The sequence below is a fragment of the Arenibacter algicola genome (assembly GCF_000733925.1).
GTDB lineage: Bacteria > Bacteroidota > Bacteroidia > Flavobacteriales > Flavobacteriaceae > Arenibacter > Arenibacter algicola.
In genome coordinates this window covers 207,690-234,169 of record NZ_JPOO01000001.1, presented here as the reverse complement: position 1 = coordinate 234,169, position 26,480 = coordinate 207,690, and the positions used below count along the sequence as shown (strand labels likewise).

At 37.8% G+C, this 26,480-nt stretch carries 33 protein-coding genes; 13 read left to right on the top strand and 20 right to left on the bottom strand.

Annotated elements, in window-relative coordinates:
* Positions 1 to 873: 873 nt before the first annotated feature.
* The 4 genes from U735_RS0100995 to U735_RS0100975 all read right to left on the bottom strand — a co-directional run bounded on the left by U735_RS0100995 (position 874) and on the right by U735_RS0100975 (position 3,596).
* Complete coding sequence (locus tag U735_RS0100995; RefSeq protein WP_031442041.1) at positions 874 to 1,206, bottom strand: single-stranded DNA-binding protein; 333 nt, start codon at positions 1,204 to 1,206, stop codon at positions 874 to 876.
* A 369-nt stretch (positions 1,207 to 1,575) separates the two neighbouring features.
* Entirely contained in the window at positions 1,576 to 1,713 is a 138-nt protein-coding gene (locus U735_RS25430; protein ID WP_157364989.1) for a hypothetical protein, read from the bottom strand.
* Positions 1,714 to 2,080: 367 nt separating this feature from the next.
* Positions 2,081 to 2,572 (bottom strand): Panacea domain-containing protein, encoded by a 492-nt coding sequence (locus tag U735_RS24340; protein WP_034247939.1) that lies wholly within the window; start codon positions 2,570 to 2,572, stop codon positions 2,081 to 2,083.
* Positions 2,573 to 2,642: 70 nt separating this feature from the next.
* Entirely contained in the window at positions 2,643 to 3,596 is a 954-nt protein-coding gene (locus tag U735_RS0100975) for an IS1595 family transposase (protein WP_031442038.1), read from the bottom strand.
* A 151-nt stretch (positions 3,597 to 3,747) separates the two neighbouring features.
* On the opposite strand from U735_RS0100975, the gene U735_RS0100970 reads away from it, so the two are divergent.
* The 8 genes from U735_RS0100970 to U735_RS0100930 all read left to right on the top strand — a co-directional run bounded on the left by U735_RS0100970 (position 3,748) and on the right by U735_RS0100930 (position 8,572).
* Positions 3,748 to 4,542: a HipA family kinase gene (locus tag U735_RS0100970; RefSeq protein WP_069859039.1), complete on the top strand. Its 795-nt coding sequence runs from the start codon at positions 3,748 to 3,750 to the stop codon at positions 4,540 to 4,542.
* Positions 4,539 to 5,420, top strand: a complete 882-nt coding sequence (locus U735_RS0100965) for a DUF3037 domain-containing protein (protein WP_031442036.1) — start codon at positions 4,539 to 4,541, stop codon at positions 5,418 to 5,420. The genes U735_RS0100970 and U735_RS0100965 overlap by 4 nt, the downstream gene beginning before the upstream one ends.
* A gap of 177 nt (positions 5,421 to 5,597) precedes the next feature.
* Positions 5,598 to 5,975, top strand: coding sequence for a DUF1304 domain-containing protein (locus tag U735_RS0100955; RefSeq protein WP_031442035.1), 378 nt, complete (start codon positions 5,598 to 5,600; stop codon positions 5,973 to 5,975).
* 119 nt (positions 5,976 to 6,094) lie between these two features.
* Positions 6,095 to 6,667, top strand: coding sequence for a pentapeptide repeat-containing protein (locus U735_RS0100950; protein WP_031442034.1), 573 nt, complete (start codon positions 6,095 to 6,097; stop codon positions 6,665 to 6,667).
* 70 nt (positions 6,668 to 6,737) lie between these two features.
* Positions 6,738 to 7,226 (top strand): DUF6265 family protein, encoded by a 489-nt coding sequence (locus U735_RS0100945; protein ID WP_031442033.1) that lies wholly within the window; start codon positions 6,738 to 6,740, stop codon positions 7,224 to 7,226.
* The gene (gene gloA2 / locus U735_RS0100940; protein WP_031442032.1) at positions 7,223 to 7,609 is read left to right on the top strand and encodes an SMU1112c/YaeR family gloxylase I-like metalloprotein; all 387 of its coding nucleotides are present in this window, start codon (positions 7,223 to 7,225) and stop codon (positions 7,607 to 7,609) included. Before U735_RS0100945 ends, gloA2 begins: the two co-directional genes overlap by 4 nt.
* Positions 7,606 to 8,214, top strand: a complete 609-nt coding sequence (locus tag U735_RS0100935; protein WP_031442031.1) for an LbetaH domain-containing protein — start codon at positions 7,606 to 7,608, stop codon at positions 8,212 to 8,214. The genes gloA2 and U735_RS0100935 overlap by 4 nt, the downstream gene beginning before the upstream one ends.
* A gap of 7 nt (positions 8,215 to 8,221) precedes the next feature.
* Positions 8,222 to 8,572, top strand: a complete 351-nt coding sequence (locus U735_RS0100930) for a hypothetical protein (RefSeq protein WP_031442030.1) — start codon at positions 8,222 to 8,224, stop codon at positions 8,570 to 8,572.
* A 118-nt stretch (positions 8,573 to 8,690) separates the two neighbouring features.
* Here the strand turns inward: U735_RS0100930 and U735_RS0100925 are convergent, their stop codons facing one another.
* Positions 8,691 to 9,155 (bottom strand): CBS domain-containing protein, encoded by a 465-nt coding sequence (locus U735_RS0100925; protein ID WP_031442029.1) that lies wholly within the window; start codon positions 9,153 to 9,155, stop codon positions 8,691 to 8,693.
* A 213-nt stretch (positions 9,156 to 9,368) separates the two neighbouring features.
* Between U735_RS0100925 and U735_RS0100920 the strand changes: the two genes are divergently transcribed.
* The 4 genes from U735_RS0100920 to U735_RS0100905 all read left to right on the top strand — a co-directional run bounded on the left by U735_RS0100920 (position 9,369) and on the right by U735_RS0100905 (position 13,796).
* On the top strand, positions 9,369 to 11,651 hold the full coding sequence (locus tag U735_RS0100920; protein WP_031442028.1) for a M28 family peptidase: 2,283 nt from the start codon (positions 9,369 to 9,371) through the stop codon (positions 11,649 to 11,651).
* Positions 11,648 to 12,457 carry an SDR family oxidoreductase gene (locus tag U735_RS0100915; protein ID WP_031442027.1) on the top strand — a complete coding sequence of 270 codons (810 nt, stop codon included), beginning with the start codon at positions 11,648 to 11,650 and terminating at the stop codon, positions 12,455 to 12,457. The genes U735_RS0100920 and U735_RS0100915 overlap by 4 nt, the downstream gene beginning before the upstream one ends.
* 122 nt (positions 12,458 to 12,579) lie before the next feature.
* Positions 12,580 to 12,954, top strand: a complete 375-nt coding sequence (locus U735_RS0100910) for a hypothetical protein (protein ID WP_031442026.1) — start codon at positions 12,580 to 12,582, stop codon at positions 12,952 to 12,954.
* Between the two features lie 137 nt (positions 12,955 to 13,091).
* Positions 13,092 to 13,796, top strand: a complete 705-nt coding sequence (locus U735_RS0100905; protein ID WP_031442025.1) for a tetratricopeptide repeat protein — start codon at positions 13,092 to 13,094, stop codon at positions 13,794 to 13,796.
* A gap of 97 nt (positions 13,797 to 13,893) precedes the next feature.
* On the opposite strand, the gene U735_RS0100900 is transcribed toward U735_RS0100905, so the two are convergent.
* From U735_RS0100900 to U735_RS0100860, 9 genes are all read right to left on the bottom strand, one after another.
* Positions 13,894 to 14,328 carry a nuclear transport factor 2 family protein gene (locus U735_RS0100900; RefSeq protein WP_084681048.1) on the bottom strand — a complete coding sequence of 145 codons (435 nt, stop codon included), beginning with the start codon at positions 14,326 to 14,328 and terminating at the stop codon, positions 13,894 to 13,896.
* Between the two features lie 58 nt (positions 14,329 to 14,386).
* The gene (locus U735_RS0100895; protein ID WP_031442023.1) at positions 14,387 to 14,881 is read right to left on the bottom strand and encodes a hypothetical protein; all 495 of its coding nucleotides are present in this window, start codon (positions 14,879 to 14,881) and stop codon (positions 14,387 to 14,389) included.
* Positions 14,882 to 15,048: 167 nt separating this feature from the next.
* On the bottom strand, positions 15,049 to 16,425 hold the full coding sequence (gene rimK, locus U735_RS0100890) for a 30S ribosomal protein S6--L-glutamate ligase (RefSeq protein ID WP_031442022.1): 1,377 nt from the start codon (positions 16,423 to 16,425) through the stop codon (positions 15,049 to 15,051).
* Positions 16,426 to 16,546: 121 nt separating this feature from the next.
* A complete protein-coding gene (locus tag U735_RS0100885) occupies positions 16,547 to 16,963 on the bottom strand; it encodes a VOC family protein (RefSeq protein WP_031442021.1) in 417 nt (138 codons plus the stop codon).
* Between the two features lie 172 nt (positions 16,964 to 17,135).
* Entirely contained in the window at positions 17,136 to 17,921 is a 786-nt protein-coding gene (locus U735_RS0100880) for an RMD1 family protein (protein WP_031442020.1), read from the bottom strand.
* A 6-nt stretch (positions 17,922 to 17,927) separates the two neighbouring features.
* The gene (locus U735_RS0100875; protein WP_031442019.1) at positions 17,928 to 18,242 is read right to left on the bottom strand and encodes a hypothetical protein; all 315 of its coding nucleotides are present in this window, start codon (positions 18,240 to 18,242) and stop codon (positions 17,928 to 17,930) included.
* Between the two features lie 3 nt (positions 18,243 to 18,245).
* On the bottom strand, positions 18,246 to 19,223 hold the full coding sequence (locus U735_RS0100870; protein ID WP_031442018.1) for a deoxyhypusine synthase family protein: 978 nt from the start codon (positions 19,221 to 19,223) through the stop codon (positions 18,246 to 18,248).
* Positions 19,210 to 20,154 (bottom strand): agmatinase, encoded by a 945-nt coding sequence (gene speB / locus U735_RS0100865; protein ID WP_031442017.1) that lies wholly within the window; start codon positions 20,152 to 20,154, stop codon positions 19,210 to 19,212. The genes U735_RS0100870 and speB overlap by 14 nt, the downstream gene beginning before the upstream one ends.
* 20 nt (positions 20,155 to 20,174) lie before the next feature.
* Positions 20,175 to 21,632, bottom strand: coding sequence for an arginine decarboxylase (locus tag U735_RS0100860; RefSeq protein WP_051891809.1), 1,458 nt, complete (start codon positions 21,630 to 21,632; stop codon positions 20,175 to 20,177).
* Positions 21,633 to 22,094: 462 nt separating this feature from the next.
* Here U735_RS0100860 and U735_RS0100850 point away from each other — a divergent pair, with 462 nt between their 5' ends.
* Positions 22,095 to 22,817 (top strand): hypothetical protein, encoded by a 723-nt coding sequence (locus U735_RS0100850; protein ID WP_034247937.1) that lies wholly within the window; start codon positions 22,095 to 22,097, stop codon positions 22,815 to 22,817.
* A 122-nt stretch (positions 22,818 to 22,939) separates the two neighbouring features.
* Here the strand turns inward: U735_RS0100850 and U735_RS0100845 are convergent, their stop codons facing one another.
* From U735_RS0100845 to U735_RS0100815, 6 genes are all read right to left on the bottom strand, one after another.
* Positions 22,940 to 23,449 carry a hypothetical protein gene (locus U735_RS0100845; RefSeq protein WP_146032816.1) on the bottom strand — a complete coding sequence of 170 codons (510 nt, stop codon included), beginning with the start codon at positions 23,447 to 23,449 and terminating at the stop codon, positions 22,940 to 22,942.
* A gap of 121 nt (positions 23,450 to 23,570) precedes the next feature.
* Positions 23,571 to 23,945, bottom strand: a complete 375-nt coding sequence (locus U735_RS0100835) for a hypothetical protein (protein ID WP_031442012.1) — start codon at positions 23,943 to 23,945, stop codon at positions 23,571 to 23,573.
* 56 nt (positions 23,946 to 24,001) lie between these two features.
* A complete protein-coding gene (gene moaC, locus U735_RS0100830; RefSeq protein ID WP_031442011.1) occupies positions 24,002 to 24,433 on the bottom strand; it encodes a cyclic pyranopterin monophosphate synthase MoaC in 432 nt (143 codons plus the stop codon).
* A gap of 2 nt (positions 24,434 to 24,435) precedes the next feature.
* Positions 24,436 to 24,879, bottom strand: a complete 444-nt coding sequence (locus tag U735_RS0100825; RefSeq protein ID WP_031442010.1) for a molybdenum cofactor biosynthesis protein MoaE — start codon at positions 24,877 to 24,879, stop codon at positions 24,436 to 24,438.
* Between the two features lie 297 nt (positions 24,880 to 25,176).
* A complete protein-coding gene (map, locus tag U735_RS0100820; RefSeq protein ID WP_031442009.1) occupies positions 25,177 to 25,941 on the bottom strand; it encodes a type I methionyl aminopeptidase in 765 nt (254 codons plus the stop codon).
* Positions 25,942 to 26,022: 81 nt separating this feature from the next.
* The gene (locus tag U735_RS0100815; protein WP_031442008.1) at positions 26,023 to 26,451 is read right to left on the bottom strand and encodes an energy transducer TonB; all 429 of its coding nucleotides are present in this window, start codon (positions 26,449 to 26,451) and stop codon (positions 26,023 to 26,025) included.
* Between the last annotated feature and the right edge of the window lie 29 nt (positions 26,452 to 26,480).

Below are 26,480 nucleotides of genomic sequence, written 5' to 3'. Positions count from 1 at the left end.
ATTTGATTAATTATTGGGGAGCTTATGGAATTTGTCCCTTAAGGTACCGATGACGCATAGGCTAAAACCAAAATAGACAGGCAATGACCTTAGCAAGGGCTCCTTACCAGGGACCCCTCCCTAACCCTCCCCCAAGGGGAGGGAATTTGTTAGAATATGGCAAATATAAATTTGAGCTGGAATTTTCCCCCCTCCTTTGGAGGGGGCTAGGGGGAGGACTTTTTGTCACTTCGACAGAGTCCTTTTTCAGGACGACGAGAAGTCGCACAAATAACTTTTAAAATTCCAGTTCCCTAAGCTTTTAGCCAGAAACAGAAAGTTACATCCTTATAAATTTGATTAATCATTGGGCAGCTTATGGAATTTATCTTTTAAGGTACCGATGACGACATAGGCTAAAACCAAAATAGACAAGCAATGACCTTAGCAAGGGCTCCTTACCTTGGACCCCTCCCTAACCCTCCCCCAAGGGGAGGGAATTTGTTAGAATATGGCAAATGTAAATTTGAGCTGGAATTTTTCCCTTAAGGTACCGATGACGCATAGGCTAAGACCAAAATAGACAAGCAATGACCTTAGAAAGGGCTCCTTACCATGGATAAGCCTGTCCGGCAGTTTCCGAGGGATTTGATATTACATCCACTATGATATTTGATTCCAGTTACTTGTGTGATTTCTCCTTCCTTCGGTCGATCGAAATGACCATTGTTAACTAGCAACTTTATACTAATTAAGCGCGAAAAAAGTAATCGCTAGGAAATTCCCTCCAGAAAAGCAAAAGAAGTAACCCAATAGGCCCCAAAAAAGACCCAACAGATTACTTCTTGCTTCATGCCTATATCCGGTATAGACTTCCTAATATAATTGACCAGCCTATTTCCCCAACATCAGGAGTTCGTTACAGCGAATTTCGGTGATGTACCTTTTTTCGCCTTCCTTGGTTTCATAAGACCGTGTGGTCAATTTTCCTTCTACGGCAACTTCCTTACCCTTGTTGAGATAGTTTTCCACAATTTCAGCGGTCTTTCCCCAGGCCACAACATTGTGCCATTGGGTATCCGTTACTTTTTCCCCCTTGGCATTTTTGTAGGTCTCATTGGTAGCAATGGCGAATTTTGCCAATTTGCCACCCCCGTCTAGATTAATAATTTCTGGATCGTTACCCAAGTTCCCAATCAACTGTACTCTGTTTCTAAGTGCGTTCATAATACATAATTTTTAAATCCCGAATCCACTCCGGGAAAGGTTAAACAGTTAATGATTTTTGATGGGACAAACTTAGCTACCCAGGCAAATGTTATTCGGTTGAAAAGTATTTAATTTCGTTTGTTATCGTTTGTAGTCGTTTGTACATGATTATATATGCCCATATTACGGCATCTATATACATTATGGGACAAGAAAATAAAGTGGAGTTTCGCACTTGGAACGTGCATTTTTAAAATTCAAGATAAGTACTTCATGGTTACACCGCCACTAGTTCAGCGATACAGAGCATGGGCATCTTGCCGGAATAAAAGTACATACTTGTAAGTATAGGAACGTTAGCCTCCTGGTCGTTTTGGACTGGATGGGCTACTCTTTCTTTTTTTGCTTTGGCTTTGGTACTGATACTTTCAGCACATCGTCCAAAGTGCCCTTGATAACTAATTTTTCTTCGTAGTTATTAGAGCGTTCTTTTTTGGATTTTTTATCTTTCTTCTGATCCGACATTATGAATTTTTATTACTCTATTAACTTATTTCCGAACCTACCTAAAACGGTTCCCATAGTGCCTGTAAAAAGCAACTTGTCAAGTGACTGTATCTGTTCAGTTGACAGCCATTGGTAACAATCAGAAGCAATGTAATGATACAGCCTAACGCCTAAAATAATCATCCCCGAAATAGTTATGAAGTAAAGTGCGCACAAAAACACAATATGTCTATGTTTGTTTTTAGAACCCTTTGTTCTTTCTTCGTAAATTTTGTTTTCGTTAATAGTGCTATCAAGACTTCCAACAGCAATAGGCTCACCTATTGAGTTTAAGTCTTCGCTATTATTAATGTCTTTATTTGCGGCCAATATCTAAAATATCAAATTACGCATTATTTTTAACGGCCTTTTCTTCGTAGTGAATTTTAATAAGGTTATTAGGAATAATAGCCCCATGCATTAGACTTCCTCCATTTTCATGCCAAGTTATATACCACGGTGTATTTTCCATATGAGTCAAATTAGATAATTGTGTTCCTGAAAATGGCTTATATGTATCCCATATTTTATCAAGAAATAATTTATCATCTTGATTTGATAAAAGTTCGTCAAATTCTGTTTTATCTGACCTAGAAAAGAATTTTAAACCATCTATATCTCCTTTGCCAAAAATCTTAAATGCCCTATATACTGATTCTACAACAGGTCCATACTTCCATGCTTCAGTTTGCTCAGTCAACAAAGGTTCTTTTCTTAATCCTAAATGCCACCCATGAGCAATATATACCAATTTTAAAACCTTCATCGGCGTAATTGGCATTCCTTCATCTATCGACTTGTATATAAAATAATTAGCAATAGTTATCGGATTATACATATGAATTTTTTATTTAATGATACAAATATATCAATATTTTTTATTATGTAATTTATGGAAAATATCCTAGTTAACGGATATTTTCCAAATAATTTTTTGTTAATTTTCTATAACTCAAAACACTCTCACTCCCCTCTAAGAACTGCTCGAATCGTTCATTAGAAGTTAGGCTACGATTATTCCATCTTGCAGCATATTCATCCAAATAACGGCTAACATGCTTATCACTTACTTGATGATACACGCCATAAATACCACGCTTTAAAATGCTCCAAAAGTTTTCTATGGTATTAGTGTGAACTTTACCCTCTACATAAATATTTAAAGCGTGTTTAACGTTATCGTGCCTATAGGTTCTTTTCAACTGCTTGTACGCTGCTGCTTCATCTGAATAGATAGTTGAATCTTGCGGTACATGAGTTTTAACGAATTCTACCATATTTTGAGTGGTTTCACCCGATACATACTTTAAAGCCACCTTACCGTTACGCTCAATGATTCCAATAATGGTCTTTTTAGCCCTATATGGCTTTCCTTCATTGGTCAACGATTTATCATCTTGCGAACGTCTTTTATTAAGGTGCTTATTACTTTCCTTACCTCCTATGTAAGTTGCATCGGTTTCTACCATTTTATCGTCCCCTAACATTTGTGGGGCTTTATCCTTCAACATTTCTCTAATACGGTGTAATACGAACCATGCCGATTTTTGGGTAATCCCTAGATCAATTCCTAATTGTACGGAACTGATACCTTTTTTGTGTTCGGTACACAACCAGATTGCAGCGAACCAAATACGAAAAGGAATTTTTGAGTTCTCAAAGATAGTCCCTACCCTTACGGTAAACTTCTTGTAACAATCCCTATCGCTACATTTCCAACCTCTAGTGGTCTTGTACGGTTTAAGACTTCCGCAATGAGGGCAAGCAGGAGAATCTCCCCACCTGATATTTTCGTAATACGCTATACCAGTTGATTCTTCTTTGAAGTAGTCTAAAAGCTGTGGAAGTGATTTGAATTGCATGGTGGTTTATTTAGATACTCAAAGATACATTTTGTCCCATTAAATACCTAATATTTTGTAACTTATTTTGCTTTAATAAAGATAATATACGGACAAATGTTAATGTTAGATTTATTTTTCCTACATTTCATTACCAAAAAAAACAGAATTGTTGCAAGAATTAAAATTAGTGGGTATTCATCAAATTTTAGAAGGCGGAAGCACTTATCCTTTATTAATCAACGCGCAATGTCAAAACAAAGAAATAAAACAATATGTTTTAAAGACTTATCAAGAAAATTTCGTTGCTCAAAACTACACTGTGGCTAAAGAAATATTATGCTGCCAGATGGCAAGTGAATTTGATTTGCCAGTTCCTGAATATGCAATAATAAATTTTGATCATAGTGCTTTGACAAAGCACTATGATTTAGTAAAAATATCCACACTGGACAAAGGATTTAAGTTTTGTAGTGAATACCATATGGGAGCGTTAGACTTTAATAGATTTGTACCTAATGCCTATTTAAAATCATATGAAATAGAAAATGTTTTCGCTTTTGACAATATAGTTCTAAATGTAGACAGGGGAAATAAAATAAAGAAAACAAATCTATTGATACTAGATAATGAAATGCTGCTAATTGATCATGAGCTTACGTTTCCATTTATAGATAATCGCTCCAATGGTATGGATATTGATTATAAATCTAAATTTTCTAGTTACGATCACAGTAAACATATTTTTACCGATGTCTTAAGAAGAAGTAATAAAAAAGACTTAATGTTTGATGAGTTTCATGAATATCTAAAAGCCATTAACTTAGATAAATTTGATACAATAATAAATGATTTTGATAGTTTTAACATTGAATATGGTGAAAAAAATCGTATTTTTGACTACTTTGTTTGGCTTAAAAAAGAAAGAGATTTTGTTTGTAAGAAGCTGAAAGAAAGAATATTATGAATTCTAATAAATATACATATACGCTGCTTAGATATAGGCATTCATCACTTTTGGATGAAAGCCTAAATATTGGTTTGCTTGTATATTTCCACAAAAGTAAAGAATTTGTTTTTGAATATTCAAAAAATCTCGGTAGAATAAAATCCATTTATTTCTCTGTAGCAGAAAAAACAATCAAACAATATCTAAAACAAATCTCTTTAAGAGCAAAAAGATTTAGCAATCTTAATGATGATATTTTAAGATTTGAAATAGAGAATTCTTTTGATGATTTTATTGAAGAATATATTTTATCTGAAAACGGAAGTTCTTTATTATTTTCAAAAAGTTTTGAAAATAATCAATATGAAAACTCTGATGAGTACATTCTAAACTACCTTAATGATTTGTTTTTATTTGAATTAACTGGACATTCAGATAACAAGGAATATTTATTAGGTAAGAAATTCTATGACACTATAAGTCATCATCCAAACGTTAGAGAAAAAGGAACTAGCAATAAACCTAATTTCTATAAAGACTATACTGTCCAAAACAAATCTAGCGGGGTTGAATATAATTTCAAGTATGCATGGCTAAATGGGACAACAAATCTAGTTAAGCCTTTAAATTTCGATTTAAAACAAGCTAAGTCTTTGGAAAAAAAAGGGTATGAGAACTTTGGTATTTTTAGCAACTTAAAAATAGAACATACCGAAGAAGATTTTGAATACCACTTGATTATAGGTAAGCCAACTCACAAGGAATTATTCAGAACGTACGATAATTCAATTAAGTTGCTAGATGACCTGCCTAAGGTTAAAGTTTTTGAAGAAGACGAATTGAATAAGTACAAGAAAAAACTAATAGAAACGATTAGAAAAGAGGATGAGTATTAATAAATAATCGTTTTTAATTTTAAATAAAACCCAAGAAAACAATTCTTGGGTTTTATTTTTTTAATGTTTGTCCCATAATGTATATAGATGCCCATATTACGGTTCATAAACTCCACAGCGATAAATCAATGGAATCCCTTATATTTAGTACGAAATAATCCTTTCAAAAATCAAAATATGGAGACCCTTTCAAACATTTTTATAGCTATTATAGCCCTTGAACACCTGTATATTTTATATATGGAAATGTTTGCCTGGGAAACCTTGGGCAAAAAAACTTTTAGAAAAGCACTTCCGGAGCATATGTTTAAACCCACCAAAGGCCTGGCTGCAAACCAAGGGCTCTATAATGGCTTTTTGGCAGCAGGACTCATATGGACATTTTTTATCGAAGACCAAACTTGGAGTACAAACATCTCCATTTTCTTTTTATGTTGTGTAGCCATTGCCGGTATTTTTGGTGCGCTGACCGCCAGTAAGAAAATATTTGTTGTCCAGGCCCTCCCCGCAATTATAGCGCTCTTATTACAGTTGTTAGTTTCTTACTTTGTTTAAGTTAATTAAAGTCCAACTAATAAAAAGAAGCAGTATCAGGTTGCCCTACCGTAAGAATTACTTCCGTTGACCTTTGCCTCCATTATTAATATTAAAATGCCCAAAATTCAAATAGCCGCATGAACACCCCATTTATTACCGACCGAAGCTTTAAGGGAATGGATTTTACTTCCAAACGCCTAGAGAAGGGCGAATATGAAAACTGCGTATTTGACTCCTGTAGCTTTTCCAAAGGGGATATATCCAACATCGCCTTTATGGAATGTATTTTTACCGATTGCGACCTAAGCAATGTAAACCTAAAAAATACCACCTTTAAGGAAGTAGTTTTCAAAAGGAGCAAACTACTAGGGATACATTTTGACCATTGTAATGATTTTCTACTTTCCTTTAATTTCAACGACTGTACCTTAGACCTTTCCTCTTTTTATAAATTGAAACTCAAGAATACTATCTTCAATAATTGCAAAATGATTTCGGTCGATTTTACGGAAACCGACCTAACCGAAACCATATTCGATTCCTGTAATCTTGAAGGTGCCCTCTTTGAAAATTGCAATCTGGAGAAAGTCGATTTCCGAACGGCCTTCAATTATTCCCTGGATCCCGAAAAGAATAAAATTGCCAAAGCCAAATTCTCCAAGGAAGGTGCCCTGGGCTTATTAAAGAAGTACAATATCCAAATCACCTAAACCCTAACAAAGAATTAATCGTTTGTAATCGGATAATTTGTACCTTATTGGTCCTAAAACGGATTCACAAATGAAATGGACCCTAATCCTTTTGCTCTTTGTCTATATTCCTTCTTTTGGTCAGAATACCATTTCCTTTACCAACAACAACCCCCCTCCTAAGGCCAGCCTATCCGATGTGGCATGGATAGCAGGACACTGGAAGGGAGAGGCCTTTGGCGGAATAACCGAGGAAATATGGAGTCCACCTTTGGGAGATTCCATGATGTTCGTGTTTAAATTGGTTGTGGACGAAAAAGTGGCCTTTTATGAGGTTGGCCATATTAGACAGGAAGGGGAAACGCTTATCCTTAGACTGAAGCACTTTAATAGTAATTTGACCGGATGGGAGGAAAAGGACAAGACGGTGGACTTTAAATTGGTGAAATTGGAGGGGAATCGGGTTTATTTTGACGATTTTACCTTCGAGAAAATAAATGAGTCAGAAATCAATATTTACGTTGTTATTGAACAGGAAAATGGTTCCAAAGAAGAGGTAAAATTTAATTATAAAAAATGACCCTAAATAAAGTACACCATATTGCCATCATATGCTCGGATTATAAAACATCCAAAAAATTCTATGTGGAAGATCTAGGCCTGGAACCCCTGCAAGAAATTTATAGGGAAGATAGGGACTCCTACAAATTGGATTTGGCATTGCACGGAAATTACATCATAGAACTATTCTCATTTCCCAAACCACCTCCCAGATCCACTAGGCCAGAGGCAACCGGATTAAGGCACTTGGCCTTTGAGGTGGATGATCTGGAATCCCACTTGTTGGAATTATGCAAAAAAGGCATTGTGCCAGAACCTGTTCGCACTGACGAGTTTACCCAAAAAAAGTTCACTTTTATATTCGACCCTGATAATTTACCCATAGAACTATATCAAAAATGAGGGATATAACGGAGTATATAGACGATTTTTATAGTCATTTCCCAAGCCAGAACGGAGTTCTTCCATGGGAAATTACCCCATACATATCAACTATTATATCCAAGAAGATCCTGGAGCTTAATACTGATGATTATGCAATGGCAGCTGGTATTGCCATCCATAAAACCGCCATTATCGAAAAAGGGGTAATTTTAAAAGAGCCCGTTATTATATCCGGAAACTGCTTTGTTGCAAGCCACGCATATCTGCGCGGAGGAGTGTTTTTGGGCGAAGGGGTTCGGATAGGTCCGGGAAGTGAGATTAAGTCCAGTTTTATTGGCAATCATTCGTCCATGGCCCATTTTAATTTTATTGGAGACAGCATAATTGGGGGGCATGTAAATTTTGAGGCGGGAGCACTTATTGCCAACCACTATAACGAAAGGTCGGACAAGACCATTTGGGCCCAAGTAAAGGGTAGCAGGACCAATACCGGCTCCGTTAAATTTGGCGCTTTGATCGGAGACAATTCAAGAATAGGAGCCAATGCCGTACTTTCTCCCGGCACCATATTGCCCAAGGGATTCATAGTAAAACGATTGGAGCTTATAGAACAAAACAAATGAACGAACCATGGAAAAAAAATGCTTGGAATGCGGAGATAAAATTTTGGGCAGGATAGACAAGAAATTCTGTTCGGACTATTGTAGAAATGCCTACAATAATAAGCTGAACAAAGACAGTAAAAACCTGGTTAGGAACATAAACAACCGCCTGCGCAAAAATTACAGAATCCTGGATAGTTATCCTCTAACCGAGGGCAAGACCAAAACTACCAAGACCAGATTAATGGACAAGGGTTTCGATTTTGAATATATCACCAATTTATATACCACCAAAAAGGGAACCACCTACTATTTTGTATATGATCTAGGGTATCTGCCCTTGGACAATGATTATTATATGATAGTGAAAAGGGAATAGGGGCTAACTTAATAAAGAATGCCCTTGAACAATTGCTAGAAGCTGTTCAAAGGCAAAAAAATTATGGGTGTCGTTGTTTTGTTAGGTGTCAGCTTCAATGCGAAGCAAAAATAGTTTACTACTTATAGTTATGTCCACTTAATTTAAGGGCTGCAATTACAATATCCTTGCGGCTAATTTGCCCTACCAAGATCCCGTTTTTCATAACTGGTAATCTTCTTCTTTTATGCTTGTCAAAAATGCCGGCGGCATCAAAAATAGACATATCATGAGGTATGGTCTCCACCTTTTTTGTCATGAATCGCTCAACACTCTTGTCCAAGATAGGTTGATTAAAATAGCGGCTTTCCGAAATCTGTTTCATACAATCCGCCTCGGAGATGATACCGACCAAAAATCCGTTGTTATCCAATACTGGACCTCCAGAAATATGGTATTTGGCCAAATGCTCCATAACCGTTAAAATAGATTGATCAGGACTAAAGGTGATCAGTTTTTTTGTCATATAGTCCTCTACTAAAATGGGAGCATCAAATTCCTTTTTTACGACCTTGCGAACTCCCTGAAAACTTTTTATTCCCATACCGTTTATTTTTAGGTTAATTTGAAAGATAGTATTTTTTAAATAATTACACAACTATTTAAGATTTAATTGATTGTATTGATAAATATTAGATTAAATTGTTGCGTATAATTTAAAATTAAAAAATCCTAAAAACCACAAATTATTGGTTATACCGCACACTTTAATGTAATACAGGGATAATTTCTTACTTTTAAGTTTTTACCAAATACTATGAAGCAATATTCTTCTGCCATCACCCTTCTCCTTGTTCTGCTTGCCATATATTGGAGCTTTGAAGCCTCCATGCCAAGCTACACTCCGGATACCAATATTGAAAATATTTCATTTTCTACGGATAGGGCCCTTGTCCATGTAAAAAATATGTCCCAAAAACCACATGCCGTGGGTTTTCCTGCCCATTCCGAGGTTAGGGAATATATTATATCGGAATTGACCAAGCTGGGACTGGAAACATCAACCCAACAAGGTTATACCGCAGGGGACTGGGGAAATTTTAGCAGTGCAACCAATATATTGGCCAGGATAAAAGGCAGCGAAAAGGGAAAGGCCCTTCTTTTACTTTCACATTATGATAGTAATCCCCATTCATCTTTGGGCGCCAGCGATGCCGCCAGTGGGGTGGCAACCATATTGGAAGGGGTAAGAGCCTTCCTAGAGCAAAATAATACGCCTAAAAACGATATCATTATTCTAATTTCTGATGGCGAGGAATTAGGGCTTAACGGAGCTGATCTATTTGTAAGCCATCATCCATGGGTAAAGGAAGTAGGATTGGTATTGAATTTTGAGGCAAGGGGCAGTGGCGGACCCTCCTATATGTTACTGGAAACCAATAGAGGAAATTCCAAGGTCATAGATGAGTTTATTAAGGCTAATCCAAAATACCCTGCAGCCAATAGCTTGGTATATAGTGTTTACAAAATGCTTCCCAATGATACCGACCTTACCGTGTTTAGGGAAGACATGGACATAGAAGGACTCAATTTTGCCTTTATTGACGACCATTATGACTACCATACCGCTCGTGATAATTATGAGCGTCTGGATCGCAATACCCTTGCCCACCAAGGCAGTTATCTGATGCCCTTGCTGAAGCATTTTAGCAATTCCGACCTCACCAACTTAAAAAGCCCAAACGATTCCATATATTTCAATATGCCATTCTTCCGACTGGTCTCTTATCCCTTCGATTGGATTTTCCCTATGCTGGTACTTGCCATAGCAGGCTTTTTGGCCCTTTTGTTCCTTGGACTTAGAAATAGTTCCTTGGAAATTAAAGAAATTGGAAGGGGCTTTGTTCCCCTATTCATAATTTTGGCCATTAACGGACTGGTAGGTTATTTTGGCTGGACCGTTCTTAAAAATATTTACCCGCAATACCAGGATATCCTTCATGGTTTCACTTATAACGGTTATTCCTACATAGCGGCTTTTGTTCTATTTTCAGTGGCAGTCAGTTTTTGGGCCTATCATAAATTTGGAAAGGCACAGACTCAAAACCTCTTAATTGCCCCGTTGTTGTTGTGGCTAATTCTTTGTACCCTGGTTGCCGTATATTTAAAAGGTGCCAGCTTTTTTGTAATCCCCTTATTCGCATTGCTCGCCTCCATGCTTATCCTAACACACCAAAAATTGCCCAGTCCTTATCTGTTGTTGGTTTTGGCTTTGCCAGCCATATGGATCTACTCCCCGCTTATTAAAATGTTCCCCGTGGGGCTCGGCCTTAAAATGATGATTACCGCTACCCTTTTGACCTCTTTGGCATTTTTCCTGTTGCTTCCTATTTTTGGGCCCATAAAGAAGAAAAACCGCTTGGCCTATTTATTTCTAATACTCTGTTTTGGTTTTCTGTTGTCCGCCCACTTTTCATCGGGCTTTGATAAAGAAAATGCTAAACCTACCAGTTTGGTCTATATACTGGACGCCGACAAAAACACTGCGCAATGGGCCACTTATGACCATGTGCTATCCAGTTGGACATCACAGTACGTAGAGGCCAATAAGGCAGAGCCCAAAAATCCAAGCTATGATATCTTAAGCAGTAAATATGGAACAGGGTTCACTTACACGTCAGAAGCTCCGGTAAAAAACATTGCCCCTCCTAAAATAGAAACTATCTTGGATACCATTATTGGCGACCATAGAAAATTGGAAATATGTCTTACGCCACAGCGAAGCACCAACCGTTTGGAAATATTTACGAATGATGTAGAAATTACTAAGGCCACTATAAATAGGATTGAACTATCCGAGTACTATCTTAAGAACAGGAAAAACAGTAAGTTGGTCACCCACTATGTCAGCAATAACGATTATACCGAATTACAGATCACTATCCCCAAAGAAAGTGCTTTGGAACTGACCCTATATGAGGCCTCCAACGATCTATTGAACAATCCCCTATTTACAGTGCCCCCAAGGCCAGAAAACAATATTCCTATGCCATTTGTCCTAAACGATGCTATTTTGGTAAGCAAAAAGATAAAATTTTGAACAAAAAGATCGGGGTTCTAGGTTGTGGATGGCTAGGTCTACCTTTGGCCAAATCCCTTGTCGCTGATAAACATACCGTGTTTGGGACAACCACTTCCGGTTCCAAAATAGCGGTATTGCAGAAAGCGAATATAATAGCATACACCATAGGTCTAACGGAAAATGGCATTGAAGGACAGATTGAAAACTTTTTAGGGGAATTGGACGTCTTGATCATCAATGTTCCTCCAAGGCTACGTTCGGCTCCTAAAGAGAGTTTTATAAAAAAAATGCTGCATTTATATGACGCAATAAAAAACACCGCGCTGGCCCGCATAATTTTTATAAGCAGTACCTCTGTTTATGGGGACATCGACGGGCTTGTCACACAAGACTCCCCTACCCGACCCAATACAGAGTCAGGCAGGCAACTTCTGGCTGCGGAAAATATTTTTTTGAACGATGGGGCCCTGAATACCACCATTATACGATTTGGAGGCCTAATTGGCCCTTCCAGGCACCCGGTAACCCATCTTGCCGGCAAAACCGAACTTACCAATGGCAATGACCCGGTAAATCTCATACATCTTTACGATTGTATCGGTATTATCAAGATGGTCCTAAATGGGAATTGGGAAAATAAAGTCATTAATGGAGTGTATCCCCACCATCCTACAAAAGAGGCTTATTATACTTCGGAAGCAATAAAAAGAGGGCTTTTGCCACCCAGTTACATCAAAAATTCAACAAAAATAGGAAACAAAAGCATTGAAAGTAAGTATTTAAATGTTAAAATATACCCTTATAACACCTCAATTGTAAGTTAATTCACCACACTTTTTTGAACTTTCACAACAAAGTCATCCAGTTTTGGTTAAATTATATCCTTGATTATTAACCGTTTATCGATTAGTCCGTATCTTTAAGTAAACGAATAAATTCAATTATCATGGAAAATTCAGGTCTAAAAACAAGAGTACTTACCGAAATTGAAAATTTAATTTCTAAAAGCTGCTCCAAAAGCAAAATGTCCCAAAAATTTCAAAATCTGCATGTTGCCATATTGAAAAAATATTACAATGCAGCAGATGTATCCATAGACTACCACAGAAAGAGAGTCATTATGGATATTGTTATGGATGATAGCTGTTATGACCCAAAAAAAGTGAATTCCAGCCTTCCTATTCTTAGGGCAAATTTACTTTTTAAGAATTTAAAGGAGTTTTTAAGTTCTAGCTTGGACAAGGACAACGTGAGCATTGCATTTTATGCCAGATTATTAAGGGCATACGAAAACAGGAATGTTACGCTTACCGTTGTTTAAACAAGACCCAGACCAACCATATTAGAAAAAAGGGTGCCGATCGGCATCCTTTTTTATTACCTATCCAAGGTTTAAGACATTCCTTAACAAATGGTTAGAAATAATTTACTAGTTTTGGCACACTAAAATTTAGAACAATGAAGAAAATTGTACTGATTCTGCTGGTTATGGCAGGATTTACAGCAAATGCACAGACAAAAAGTGATTTGCTTAAACATTATGAGGCCTATTATGACCAAATGAGACAACAGGGGGATATAAATGGTGTAATAAGCGCCATAACCCACCTAAACATACTTTCCCCAAGCAAAGAGCGCAATGATACCTTGGCTTACATTTACACCACGGACAATCAACATTTACAGGCGCTAAACACAATCGGGATTGAAAAAAACGAATCTGACTCGGATTTGGCGGTCCAGGTAAAAGCTATTTCCTTAAAGGCATTGAACCAACCAAAGAGGGCCTTGGAACAGTTTGAAATTCTTAATAAGAGAGGACCAAATCCGTATTTAGCATATGAATTGGCAGATTTAAAAATTCAGACCGGTGACAATGAAGGTGCAGCCGTCAATATTGAATATGGAATTGCCAATGCGAAAGACGATATGAAATATGCATTCTATGAAAGGCAACAGCCATACGAGGTTGCTTTAAAGGCTGCCTTTATCCATTTGAAGGCCCTGGTAGAATTCAATAAAGATCAAAACGACATAGATGGAGCTCTGGCTACCATTGATGAAGCATTAAAAATAGATCCCAATTTTAATTTGGCCAGTCTAAGCAGACAAGCTTTACAGTCCAGAAAGGACAAACTTGAAAATAAAGAAACCAAGGAATAGCCAATATCTGCGTGCGTTTAAGAGCATAAAAAAACCACTGTACAACAGTGGTTTTTTTATGCTTTAAAGATTATAAGCTCCCCATTTTCACAGAGATTTACTGTTTAATTAACTCTTCAATAATCCTGTCATCCTTTTCCTGTTTGATCAGGATTACCTCGGAGACATTTTCATTGGGAATCACGAGAGACAATACATAGTGCGCTATTTTCCAATCCCCGGACTCCTTTCTTAGCACCCCGGAGCCGCGACATAATTTCATCTGGGTATCCAACAATTCATCAAACCAAGCATAATCCCCCTCATCATTGACGTATATTTGCCGTTCCACGGCTTTGAAGTTCCACGCCTTTCCCTTATCAAAATGAGGCTTTGCATAGGCCTTAAATTCTTCGATCTGCCAATTCTCGGAAGCATCCGCACCAATAAACACGGCATCGGAAGTCATTAAATTAAAATAGGCATCAAAATCGGCACTTCCTGCCGCTCTATGCCAGCTATCCAAGATGTTCCCTATTTCTTTTTTATCCATTTGCACCTGAGACCTGAGCTGCAAGGACCAAAGGACTGCAAACACAAGCAGCAGGGCCCTACTCACTCAAAATTAGGGTAGTGTCCAATTGGCTATTGACAATAACATTGAACTGGTTCCTAAATGCATTATAAGCATCGATCATTTCTATAGTGGAGGCTTTGGTACCCGACCTATACTCTAAATTTCCCTTTGTTTTAAGAATATAGGTCTTAAAGACCTTTTGCCTGCTCTTAATCTGGGGCTTATCAAATGTTGCCGGATATGTAGATGCTTCCAGTGTTTTTTGTTTCTCGATCAAGTCTTCAATGACCAATTCCAAATCCTCCCTATTCGCCACCCTATACAACGATTCAAAAGTAGTTTCCAAACCGTTGAATTCCTGCCATTCCTTTAGAATAGTCAGGGCCTGATCATTAATTTCATTGGGTTTGGGGAGTGAATCCACACTGAAAAATTCTTCTGCCTTTTCTATAACGCCCTCTGTGCTTGCCTGCTGTTTACAAGAGCCCAACAATATGAAAACAATGAGGTAAAACAATATTCTTCCCATAGGGCGAAGGTACAAATTTTAATAAACGCCAGCTTTGGCAGCATTTAAATTTAACTAGGTTTTAATTCAAAAATCAGTCCAATCATTAAGTGATATAGCCAAATTGGGAAGGCATGAACAATGGCAACACCTTCCCAATTTATTTTATTTCCTCTTAAAACTAGCGGCTAGGAGTTAAATTTAATCTTAGTTTCTATAGCCCTGATCATAATACTGGCAATATCCTTCCCTGTAGCATTTTCAATTCCCTCCAATCCCGGGGACGAATTTACTTCAAGCAACAAGGGCCCTTTGTTGGAACGGATGATGTCCACACCGGCAACTGCCAGGTTTAGGACTTTGGCCGCCTTTACCGCCAACTTCCTTTCCTCGGAAGTAATTTTTATAATTGATGCCTTGCCTCCTTGGTGCAGGTTAGCACGGAATTCCCCTTTTTCGGCTTGGCGCTGTATTGAGGCCACTACTTTTCCGTTGACCACAAAACAGCGGATATCCTGGCCGTTGGCTTCTTTTATGAACTCTTGCACCAAAATATTGGTCTGCACACTTTTAAAGGCGTTGATAACACTTTCAGCGGCCTTGTTTGTTTCTGCCAAAACTACGCCCTTACCTTGGGTACTTTCCAATAGTTTTATAATCAAGGGAGCCCCGTTGACCATCCTGATAAGATCTTTGGTATCCATGGGAGATTTGGCAAATCCGGTAATAGGGATATGTATATCATTTTTGGAAAAAAGTTGGGATGCGAACAATTTATCCCTGGACTGGGTTATGGCTTCTGCCGAATTTAAACAATACACCCCAAGATTATCGAACTGCCTTATCAAGGCACAGCCGTAAAAGGTAACCGCCGGTTTTATCCTAGGAATAATGGCATCGAACTCATTTAATATGTTCCCTCCCCTATATCTGATCTCCGGTGAATTGGCATCCAGTTTCATATAGGCGTGCTCCACATTTAAAAATACCATATCATGACCCAAGGCCTCACCGGCCTCCATTATTCGTTTGTTGCTGTACAACATTGGGTTACTGGCCAACAATGCAATTTTAAGCCCTGTTTTCTCCTTAAAATGAGAGGAATATCTCTGATTTATTTCAGTTGCTGTGAACTCCCCCATATTAAAACTTATCGCGGGGTTTACCACAAAACGTTCATTTAGCGCCTCCCTGCCCAACAGCATACGGTATTCCATAGTATCCCTGTTGGCCAAGGTCAGTTCAATTTCGAAGGTAAGGCTGCCTACCCTTACCGGGGTTCTTATCACATAACGCTCCTCGGATATCCCTGAAGAACTCTTAACCGTCCTTCTGTCTACCAAACGCGCCTTGCAGTCTATATTGATACCCCTATTGTCCTGTAAGGGGTTAACCTCGAACTTTACCCATTCGTGGGCCCCTTTGGTATACACTTTTATATTATTTGCCTGTATGGACGAGGTTTTTGCCCCGGAATCTACCCTGGCCTTTATAGCGGGAATCTCCAAATCCTCAAATACACACCATTCCTCACTACCAATAATATCCAGGTCCTTATACTTCATTTCTATGTCTAAATTTTCTTTTTAATTAATTGCAAAATAAAACACTTGACCCCTGGGAATCAAGAATTATTGATTATTAATTTATTAAATAACGATTGGCTTACGGAGATAATCCCGAAAATCAGGACAAGAACATCTCTTTAGGCTTTTTGAAACATTTAAATTCTACCATGTGTCCATTTGGATCCTGAATAAAAAAGGACTTATGCTCCCCTATTTTGTCCTTTAAAAAAACTACCTCGGTGGTAAGTTCATATTCCGACTTTGTTAATTTGGCATGCAAATTATTCCAGGTACTTTCATCCACAATTACCCCAAAGTGAAAAGATGGCAGCACCGTATCTTCAAACTTATAGGTCTTAAAGGTAAAATTAAAAATGCCGGCTTTGGTAAACGTAATCTGGTTTCCAAAGAGATTGATATCCAGCCATCGGGAAGAGTGCCTTCCCAATTCGGCACCGATGACGTTTACGTAGAAATCTTCTGTTTTGCTTATGCTTAGGCAGGGCAATGACATATGGAAGGGTGCATTTTTCATCTATTTAAATTTAATTTATAATAATTGAAACATCCCGACACCTAATCGGGTGCAATTCGCCATTAAACATCCACTCCCGCTAATTATTCGGTGCTTTAAGGTAGTATAAAGGCTTATTTCAAATGGCTTTATTATAATAATGATGCTTTAACTAAGGTAGTAAAAAGATCAATTACAATTTACTCCACAATCTAAATACAAAAAGATCCAGAACCTCTACCAAAATTAGGATAATAATGACCCACTCCAACCTACTGCTTTCCCTATGGTCCCAGATATCTTTGAACAACTCCAGGTTTTCCTTAATGATTCCCAATTGTTCGTGTATATTTCTATACCTTATCTTTAGGTCGAAGGTTTGTTTCAGTTCTAGGTTTAACCTATTCAGCTGCTCATTTTCCCAAGTACTTTCCGGCTCATCAAAAATATATAGGTTTTCTGAAATCTGATTTTTTATATTCAGGACCTTCCCTATAAACTTCTTGAGTTTGATTCCCGAAATGTTCAACTTTCCCTTTTTTTCCAAATATTGGGTGTGTTCATTGGTTTCTTCCAATAACTGTTGGGTAATTTCGGAATATTGGTCCAAGGCCACGGATTGGGAAGTATTCAGCATTACCAATCTAATAAACTCGGAATCAAAACTGGGCAGGATTACTTTATCGAAAGCCACCTTTTGGTGGCCTTCGATTATTTCTACTTGTATTGTCTCTGTAAATTGGGGAGCAATTTTCTCCTTGGTAATAGCGGAAAGGGCGTCTAGAACCTTTGCTTTTTCATCCTCGGAATGATTAAAAAAGGATACCAGACCATATTGAAAGATATAGACGAATTTTTTTTCGCCATTTTTCAAATAGAGTTCATCACTGTCCGAAAACAATATTTTTAAAGGCAATTGGGATTTACATTGCCTAATATTGATCGAAGATGCTATATGAACGGCAACAACCTCAAACATCACGCGTTAATCATCGTCATCATCTCCCTCTACTCCTTCCAGATCCACATCTGGAATAGCCTCCGGATCGTCATCGTCAAAATCCTCATAATCATCCTCATCGTAATTGGCCATAGTCTTTTCCAACTTGGCACTAATCTTGACAAGATATTTAGTATCCTCGGTGGTCACCTCAACGGCCTCAATACGCTCTCCTTGCGCATTCTTGAAGGAGATGATATTAAGATCGTCGTACCCATCCGGATACTTCTCAACCAAAAGTTTCAAAACTTCGGGAGTAAGTTTTTTAAAGTCTACAATAACTCTTTTTAAATTGTCCATATACTACATGTCTAATAGGTACGCAAAAATTAAGGGCGCAACAATGGTTGCATCACTTTCAATTATAAACTTAGGGGTGTTTATATCCAATTTTCCCCAGGTAATTTTCTCATTCGGCACTGCCCCGGAGTAGGAACCGTAACTTGTGGTAGAGTCACTGATTTGGCAAAAATAACTCCAAAACGGCGTATCTGTCCTTTCTAGATCTTGGTACAACATAGGCACCACACAAATTGGGAAATCTCCGGCAATTCCACCACCTATCTGAAAAAATCCGATCCCTTTTTCAGAATTGGCGGTATACCAATCTGCCAGAAAGGTCATATATTCAATCCCGGACTTCATGGTGCTGGCCTTTAACTCCCCCTTTACCACATAGGACGCAAAGATATTCCCCATGGTACTGTCTTCCCAACCTGGGCAAACTATGGGCAAATTCTTCTCGGCTGCGGCGTACATCCACGAATCCTTAAGATCTATCTCATAATACTCTTCCAAAACCCCGGAAAGCAACAATTTGTACATAAACTCATGTGGCAAATATCTTTCTCCTGCGTCCTCAGCTTTTTTCCAAATTTCAAAAATATGCTTTTGCAGCCTTCGGAAGGCTTCGTGCTCCGGAATACAGGTATCCGTTACCCTGTTCAAGCCTTTCTCCAACAGATCCCACTCGTCCTGAGGGGTTAGATCACGGTAATTGGGCACGCGCTTATAATGGGAGTGGGCTACCAGATTCATGATATCCTCTTCCAAATTGGCACCTGTACAGGATATTATATGCACCTTATCCTGACGGATAATCTCGGCAAATATCTTCCCCAATTCTGCAGTACTCATGGCCCCTGCCAAAGAAACCAGCATTTTGGAACCCTGTTTTAGTTGATCTTCATATCCCTTGGCGGCATCCACCAAAGCGGCCGCGTTAAAATGTAAATAATACTTTTCAATAAAATTGGAGATCTCTCCTTTAGTCTTCGTCATCGTCGAATTTTGAATTATTATTGCCTCCCACTTTGGAATCAACGTCATAAGTGTTGTCGTATTCATCCTCTACGGCCTCACCCATAAATTTATAGCTAAGCATTTTGTAATATAATTTGGCTGCCAGGAAATCGGAAGTTTTATCCGCTTTATTGGGACAAAGTTCCACAATATCAAATCCTACAACATTTTTATCCTCGAAAACCTGCTTTAGAAACTCCAAGGTCTCATAATAGAACAAGCCTCCCGGTTCCGGGGTTCCCGTAGATGGCATAATGGACGGATCCAATGCATCCAGGTCAAAAGTTATAAAAACATTGTCCGTCATAAGGTCTATTACCTTATCCGTCCAATACTCGTCGTTCACCATATCATGGGCGAAGAATGTTTTCTCTTCGTCTATAAAGGTTTTTTCAATGGCATCCATACTGCGTATCCCAACTTGGATAAGATTGGTAGTCTGACTTGCCTCATGAACCGCACAGGCATGATTAAATTTACTACCATTGTACGACTTCCTTATATCTGCATGGGCGTCTATATGCAACACGGTAAGGTTATCAAAACACTCATTAAAGGCCCTAATGGTGCCTATGGAAATTGAATGCTCGCCCCCGAAAAGAGTAACAAACTTATTCCGTTTAATATACTCCTTGGTAACCTTGTGTACCGCATTTACCATAGCCTCTGGAGAACTGTCCTCCTCTATGGCATTTGCCAAATATATCCCTTGCTGATAGACCTCCGTATCGGTTTCTATATCATACCATTCCATATTTTCCGATGCTTCCAAAAAAGCCTTTGGCCCCTTGTCCGCCCCTTTTCCCCAGGTACTGGTTCCATCATAAGGCACAGGTATCAAAACAACCTTTGCCTTTTCCAATTGCGCAAACTCGTCTGGTATGCCAGCGTAATTGTTAGTTGTATTCATTTGTTTAAAGTTTATTGATTTTAAAGGTCAGATTTAATTTGCTTCACAGGGCTTTGGCCAACTTTGGCTTTGGCACTGGGTTTCATTTCATATCCCAAAATTTTAAGCAGGTCCTCTGCCTTTTGTTGTTCACTAAATAATTTGGTTGTTATATTTCCGTTTTCGTCCCTATCTATTAAAATATGTTTTGGATGTGGTATTAAACAATGCTGCAACCCCCCATATCCTCCAATAGTTTCCTGATAGGCCCCTGTATTAAAAAATCCAATATAAAGCGGTTTATCCTTTCTATACTTGGGCAAATAAATGGCATTCATGTTTTGCTCACTATTGTAATAATCATCACTATCGCAGGTTAGTCCACCCAACAATACCCGCTCATATTCATCCTGCCAACGGTTAATGGCCAACATAATAAAGCGTTTGTTAATGGCCCAGGTATCCGGCAATGTCGTAATGAAGGAGGAGTCGATCATATTCCACTTCTCCCTATCGTTCTGCTGCTTCTGATAAAGTATTTCATAAATGGCCCCGCCACTCTCACCTACTGTAAAACTTCCAAATTCGGTAAAAATATTTGGCACCATAACATCCGCTTCCTGACAGGCAATATTAATTTGGTTGATGATCTCATCTATCATATATTGATAATCGTAATCAAAAGCCAAAGAGTTTTTTATGGGGAAACCACCACCAATATTAAGACTGTCCAAGGATGGACAAATCTTTTTAAGCCTCACATACACCTTTAAACACTTTACCAATTCATTCCAATAATAGGCATTGTCACGTATACCGGTATTAATGAAAAAATGTAGCATTTTTAACTCTACCTTGTCATTGTCCTTAATTTGATTCTCATAAAAAGGTACAATATTTTTGTATCCGATTCCCAGTCGCGAGGTATAAAATTCGAATTTCGGCTCCTCCTCGGAGGCAATTCTGATCCCCACTTTAAAAGTATCGTTGATAGCATCCGACAAAAGGTCTATTTCCTCATAATTGTCAATAATAGGAATACAATTCTGGTGTCCGCCGTTTATTAGATTGGCTATATTGGCAATATATTGATCCCTTTTAAAACCGTTACATATGATATAGGTATTGTCCTTGATCTTTCCCTTTTCCTTTAATTTTTCAACGATATTTATATCAAAGGCCGAAGAGGTCTCAATATGAATATCATTTTTTAAGGCCTCGTTGAGAACCGGTTTAAAATGGGAACTCTTGGTACAATAGCAATAATGGTATTTACCTTTGTAGTTATTTTTTTCCATGGCTATCTTGAACCATTCCTTCGCCTTATTGATATTTTCGGAAATTTTTGGCAAATAGGTAAACTTCAAAGGACTACCGTATTCCTCCACCAAATCCATTAATGGAATTCCATGGAACTTTAGGTTTTCACCCTCCAAGGTAAACTCCTCCTGTGGAAAATAGTAGGTTTGATCTATAAGATTAATGTACTTCGTGTTCATTTAATTAAATATATGAATTGTAAATAAGTAAATAGCATCGCCAAATGCAAATAATATTAGGAATTATAACTAAATCTCTAAACAATTATCTGCTTTTCAGTGGTGGGTATAAAAAAATAGTCGTGCTGACTGCACACGATAGAAGAAAAATTTGGAACACCAAGTAAATTTTGGCCACCTATACCTTTAAATTTCAGTTGCCTGAATCTTTCTGTTGCCAGAAGCCCAAATTTGTAAATATGGTTCATTGTACTCAACTAGATGCTAATATCAAGATAAAATTTAAGGCTAAATTGATGTGACAAATGAAAACAAAAAAAATGAAAAAACAAGCGTTTTAAAAAATTTTACGTTGAAGTAAAAAATGAATTCACCCAACAGTAAAAAATTAACTAAAAATTTAATTTAAAGCGTTGATTTTTAACCTTTTCTTGACTATTTTTAAATAAAAACCAGATAGTCATGAAGCTTACAAAAATTAGTGTTTTTATTGGTCTTATTCTCTTCCTCTCTTTTTTTGATAGAATTACGGCCCAAATTCCGGCCAACGTCTATCATTTTGAGGAAAAAAGCAAGGATGGAACCCTTCATCACGAGTTGAAATTGGACGCGGATTATTATGTGCATACCGTCTATAAAGAGTCCCCTGCAGAATTTATAAAAACGATGGGGGGCTACTACAAGACCTCGGGCAATAACCTAATGGTTGATCTTGAATTTAATTCCAACCATAAAGAAGACAAAATTACCAGTATAAATGTACCCTATAAGTTAAAAAAAGGAAACTTGATACTCGAAGGGGCCAAGCCCATGACTTTTACGCCCACTAAACTTGGCACCCAAGATCTTGACGGCAAGTGGTTAATGACCGGCCGTGTAACGGATCAGGGCGAGCAGAGAAGGGATACCTCCAGGCCACGAAAGACTATGAAATACTTATTGAACGGACATTTTCAATGGATTGCCTACAACACCGAAACCTTTGAGTTTTTTGGTAGCGGGGGAGGAACCTATGAGGCTACCAATGGCAAATACACAGAAAATATAGGCTACTTCTCTAGGGACAATTCCCGAGTGGGAGCCGCCCTTTCCTTCAATTACGAATTAAACGGCAAGGATTGGCACCATACCGGCAAAAGCAGTAAGGGCGACCCCTTAAATGAAATTTGGACAATACGGGACTAATTCTTATTCCTTTGCGTCCAAAAGTAAATCATACAAAAAAAGAGCTATCTGTATTCCGAAAGGTCTATTTTCCAAAATACAGATTGCTCTTTACTCGATAATCGAGATTAAAACCTAATAAATTAGGCCACTTGGTCCCGTTTAATGTTTGTTTTTAAAACACCTGTAATGGCAGTATTCCATTTTTCGGCTCGGACAAGTTCATAATCCTCCATGTAAATACTGTTGATGTCATAAAAATTAAGAGCCTTAGTGGGCTTGTCATGGTCTAAAAAGCCGATCTCCAGATCCAATTTCTCCAAAACGGTCTCCTTCTTATTTTTGGGCCTGAGCTCATAGGTTTTCTTTACGATTTTAACGTTGGACACCTCATTGAGATCTATATTTTCCAGCGCTACAACGCCGTCGAATACTTTGGAAAAAATAAGTTTCTTATTATTGGAATCCAGGCCGATAAAAGAATTGCCCCAACTTTCCTTTAAGTCGAATTTCAATTTTGTTTGGACCATTATGTTTTTAATTTCCTTTGACATTAATTTTAAATCCCCTTTTCCAGATTTATTAAGGATTACAAAAGGTATGATGGTGCAAAGCACCAATAAAGCTGATACCAATAGCATTGATACATTCATTATATATTTTTTTAAATTATTCCATTTACTAATTACATCCCCACTTAAAAATGTCAGTTTATGGCATGGGGAAATTTCCAAAATTGCTTATTCTGGAATTACATATGACCTATGGAATAATTTATAAAAAAGTGTGAAAGGGATAGATAATGGTAAGCCCATCCAAACTAGCAATAATTTGGACCTCCCTTTTTAAGGACAAAAGTTCCTTTTCCTTGAGTTCGGAGAGGCAACTTATGGCATTGGGATAAAATAAATTGAGATTGGGCCTTAGTTCGTTGACCGTAGGCAATTGATAATTGCCTTCTACCAACAGCATGGTATGCCCAGAATTCGGCATCTCGTAGGTTAAATGATGGTCTGTTTGGATCTCACCATTAACCCTAGTTACAACTTCCTTGGCCTCCTTGGGGATAGCCAACGATACCTGGCCTATACCAAATAAGAGTATAACAACCAGAAACCTCAAAAGATGTAAGCACCTTGATACTTTCATAGCACAAAGATATACAGAGTTATTCCAAAAGATTTGTTAAAAATTAAAAGTGATGATTACTCATTTATGCCAATATCCGACTTACCCCCCGTTTTCTTTAACAGCTTAATATTTTGGATTTCAATTCCCTTGTCTATAGGCTTTAACATGTCGTACATATTAAGGGCCACTATACTGGCGCCGTGCATAGCCTCTACTTCTACGCCTGTCTTGTAAATGGTCTTCACCGTAATCAAAACCGTAATCTTCAAACCGTCTATAGAGTAGGAAATATCGGTGTATTCTATGGGCAAGGGGTGACAGTCGGGCAATAGGTCTGCAGTCTTCTTCACTCCCAATAAACCGGCAGCCTTGCTCATGGCAAACACATCCCCCTTGGGGACCGTATTATTCTTTATCGCCATTATAGTATCCTCCTTACTTACCTGGACTATAGCCTGGGCAATAGCAGTGCGTAATGTGGCTTTTTTATGGGTAATATCTACCATTGTTATTTATTTACTTTCCATTGATAGGAATCATCCTTAAAAACTTCCTTTCCAAAAATAGGAACCTGATTTTTTATTTCCTCCACAACATGATGTAGGGCCTCAAAAACTTCTTTTCTATGGGGTGATGACACAAAAACAAAAAGGCATATTTCTCCCGCGTTTACCCTTCCCGAACTGTGATAGATATGCATACAACTTAAGTTATATTTGGCAAAGGCAGCCTCCCTAATTTCGTGAAACTTTAGATTGGCCATTTCCTCATAGGCCGTGTATTCTATAGCGGCTACTTCCTGCCCGTCAATAAGATCTGCCCTTACTTGGCCCAAAAAAATATCGTGGGCGCCAATTGCGGTTTTGGATTGGTGCTTGGCAATGGAATTGGCAATGAACTCCGGGCTTATTGCACCTTCTACAAATACATTTTTGATTTTGCTCTTTTCCATGAAAAATACTTTAGTGCTAAGGTAATCAACATTCAGGAATTTTAGGGTATGAACCAAATGGATAGCATATCCGGTAAATTACAACCTACTATGAATCTTTTGTAAATAGTAAAAGAAAAGTGAAAGCCCTTGAATAAAGGTGTTTTTATCCTTTTAATTAAGTGAGTACTAAATCCTTATTGAATCCGGACATATAAGTAATAAATACATCGATGAAGGTTACTACTTTAACAATACAGTCAAGTCTTTTTAGGATATATTAGGACTAGTCATCGGGCATGTGGTGTAAACAGATTTTTAATCCCAAATTCCATTGGATTCCGTTAGGACCACCGGATGTTTATCCGTTACCAGGATTGTCTGTTCGTGCTGAGTAACGTATCCCCCTTTATTTCCGACTAATGTCCAGCCATCATTTAATTCAACGGCTATAGTCGAATTCGTTGAAATAAAAGTTTCAATGGCAACCGTGGTATTTTTTTTAAATCTTTCCCTATTAGTTCTAACCCTGTAATTTAAAATATTATCAGGCTCTTCATGAAGACTCCTTCCAACTCCGTGTCCGGCTAAATTTTTAATTACTTTAAATCCAGATTTTTTTGCTTCAGTTTCTATCAAATATCCAATGTCGGCTATTTTTACCCCACCTTTAATCTGGCCAATAGCCTTATGCAAAATATTTTTAGAGGCATCCACCAGGGGTTGATGATTATGAACATCATTTCCAAGAACAAAAGACCCCCCATTGTCCGACCAGAATCCATTGAGTTCGGCCGAAACATCAATATTAATTAAATCTCCTTCTTTAAGAACTTTCTTCTCGGAAGGGATTCCATGGGCAGCTTCTTCATTGATACTTATACAAGTGTAACCGGGAAACCCATAAGTTTCATAAGGAGCCGATTTAGCTCCGTAACTTTTTAAAATATATCCTCCATATTCATCCAATTCTTTGGTGGACATACCCACTTTAGCGTATTCCCTCATTAGCTTGAGCGTAGTTCCCACAACTTCACTAATTTCTTTCATTCCGATCAGTTCGGATTCTTTGGTAATTGACATCTTTATGTTTTTCTAATTCGATTAAGCCCGAAACCCGTATTGTTTATAGGTTTTGTTTACCTGCAGTATTTTTCGTTTTGATTAGTCTGCATATAATATTTTTACAGCTTTGTCAAATTTAATAGGGAAATTGTATCTCGAAGATATTTTTGTTCTTTTTGGTCCTAATTCAGCTGGTTTCCATTCATTGGGTATTAACCCAGCAAGACGTAACGCCTCTGAATTCAGTTTTTCGTTCTCACTTTTAGTTATTTCCGTTTTTTCAATATTCCCAATACTGTCAATTTTGATTGAAATCCATACTGTACCCTTTTCGTCCGTCAAATCCATATTCGTGTAGATAAGGTTTGAAATACTGTCCAGTCCATATTTAAATTCCGGGTTACGTTGTATTGGCTGTATAGGGTCTCCATTATGTTCAATAGAATCAGTCGATAAATCGGACTTATTTTTTTCAGATTTACAACCGATAATAGATATGATTAAAACTAAGTAAAGGATTTTTTTCATATTGCAGGTAACGTACGGATATAGCAACA